Here is a 2,260-nt window from a genome sequence, read left to right on the forward strand (position 1 = left end):
CAATTAAAGCGGTACGCGAGCTGGGTTCAAAACGTCGTGAGACAGTTTGGTCCCTATCTGCCGTGGGCGTAGGAGAAGTGAGAGGATCTGTCCTTAGTACGAGAGGACCGGGATGGACGCACCGCTGGTGTACCAGTTGTCCCGCCAGGGGCATCGCTGGGTAGCTATGTGCGGAACGGATAACCGCTGAAAGCATCTAAGCGGGAAGCCAACCTCGAGACGACTTCTCCCGGGCGCAAGCCCCTGAAGCCCCCTCGAAGACGACGAGGTTGATAGGCCGGAGGTGTACGCGCCGTGAGGCGCTCAGCTGACCGGTACTAATCGGGCGTGCGGCTTGGTCTCCCTCTTCTCAGGTCGTAGGCGACCATGAGGCGAGGTCGAGATCGAGGCATCGAAAGACGTTCGGGCCACGCGAGGCCCGCTGGAAGACTCTTCTTACCCTTCGTATTCAGCCTTCGAGAGGCCCCCAAGGCCCCTCGAGCTCTTTTCAAGGTTTGCGGTGGCTATGTCGGTGGGGTCACACCCGTTCCCATCCCGAACACGGTAGTTAAGCCCACCAGAGCCGATGGTACTGCACCGGAAGCGGTGTGGGAGAGTAGGTCGCTGCCGCATCTTTTTGGCCCGCTGGCGCAATTCGCGCCGGCGGGCTTTTTCTTTTCCGCAGCGCGCGGACGGGCCGCGGAATGGCGGCCCGGATCGGCGGTTCTGCGGGGCTGGGCGGCGCGTTCCGGGTAGACTTCGCCCCCTGGAGGTCGGCAATGGCTGCGGTCAAGGTTGGCGTGATCGGAGGCACGGGGCTCGGCGAGGCGCTCGGCGCGCTGGGCGGAGGCGAGGCGCGCGAGATCGACACGCCCTTCGGTAGCCCCTCCGGTCCCATCACGCTCACCGAGGTCGGGGGCGTCCCGGTCGCGCTCCTCTCGCGGCATGGCGAGGGGCACATGCGGAACCCGTCGCAGGTGCCCTACCGCGCCAACATCTGGGCGCTCAAGTCGCTGGGCGTGACGCACGTGCTGGCGAGCGGGGCGTGCGGCAGCCTCCGCGAGGACGTGGCGCCGAAGCACCTCGTCATCCCTGACCAGGTCATCGACCGGACCCATCGCAGGGCGAGCACGTTCTTCGACGACCTCGCGGTCCACGTCGAGCTCGGCGCGCCCTTCTGCAACACCCTCCGCAACGTCCTCGTGAAGGCCGGGACCGGGTTCCCCGCCCGCATCCACCAGGGCGGCACGTACGTCTGCATGGAGGGCCCGCAGTTCTCCACGCGCGCCGAGAGCGAGCTGCACCGCAGCTGGGGCGCGTCGCTCATCGGCATGACGGTGATGCCCGAGGCGAAGCTCGCCCGCGAGGCCGAGCTCTGCTACGCGGTGGTGGCGCTCCCCACCGACTACGACTGCTGGAAGCCGCACCCGGCGACGCTCGATCAGGCGAAGCTCATCGAGGAGATCCTCGGGAACGTGAAGGCCGCCACGCAGAACGCGCTCGAGCTCATCCGGCGCGCCATCCCCCAGGTCGCCGCGATCGAGAAGCCGTGCGCGTGCCAGTCCGCGCTCGCGCTCGCCATCTGGTCGGATCGCTCGCGCATCCCGGCGGACGTTCGCCAGAAGCTCGCGCCGATCCTCGGCAAGTACGTCCCCTAGCCGACCGGCGATGACCGCGAGCAGCCGGGGCGCAGCCCCCGTGCAACTGCTATGAGGACGCGGTGACGCTCCTCCACGCCGCCTCGCTCCGGCTCGCCTTCGGCAGCCGCACCGTCTTCGACGGGCTCACCCTCACGATCGAGGAGGGCGAGCGGGTCGGGCTCGTGGGCGTGAACGGCTCCGGAAAGTCCTCGCTCATGCGCATGCTCGCGCGCGCGGCGGAGCCGGACGCCGGCGAGCTGCAGCTCCGGCGCGGCGCGCTCGTCACCTACCTCCCGCAGGAGCCGGAGTTCCCGGCGGACGCCACCGTCGCCTCCGAGCTGGAGGTGGCGCGGGCGCCGCTCCGGGCGGCGATCGAGGCGCACGCGGCGCTCTCCGCGCGGCTCGCCGGCGAGCAGGACCCCGCAGCGCACGATCGGCTGCTGCACGATCTCGCGCGCCTCGGGGACCGCATCGAGCAGCTGGGGGGCTGGGACACCGCCCACGAGGCGCGCCGGCTGCTGGAGCGGCTCGGCGTGAGGGACTGGGACCGTCCGGTCTCGGAGCTGTCGGGCGGCACCCGGAAGCGCGTCGCCCTGGCGCGGGCGCTGCTCACGCACCCCGATCTCCTCCTCCTCGACGAG

Annotated in this window: 2 protein-coding genes and 2 rRNA genes; all 4 read left to right on the plus strand. The window is 69.7% G+C overall.

The window, feature by feature from the left end; genetic code table 11:
* A 23S ribosomal RNA gene (locus VFX14_04990) occupies positions 1–342 on the plus strand; the annotation flags it as partial.
* A gap of 153 nt (positions 343–495) precedes the next feature.
* Positions 496–612: ribosomal RNA gene (gene rrf, locus VFX14_04995) — 5S ribosomal RNA — on the plus strand.
* 146 nt (positions 613–758) lie between these two features.
* Positions 759–1,637: an S-methyl-5'-thioadenosine phosphorylase gene (gene mtnP, locus VFX14_05000; protein ID HEU5189027.1), complete on the plus strand. Its 879-nt coding sequence runs from the start codon at positions 759–761 to the stop codon at positions 1,635–1,637.
* Between the two features lie 62 nt (positions 1,638–1,699).
* Positions 1,700–2,260: ATP-binding cassette domain-containing protein (locus tag VFX14_05005; protein HEU5189028.1), on the plus strand; the 561-nt coding region annotated here is incomplete at its 3' end.

The sequence above is a fragment of the Candidatus Methylomirabilota bacterium genome (genome assembly GCA_035764725.1).
In the GTDB taxonomy this organism is placed as follows: Bacteria; Methylomirabilota; Methylomirabilia; order Rokubacteriales; family CSP1-6; genus DASRWT01.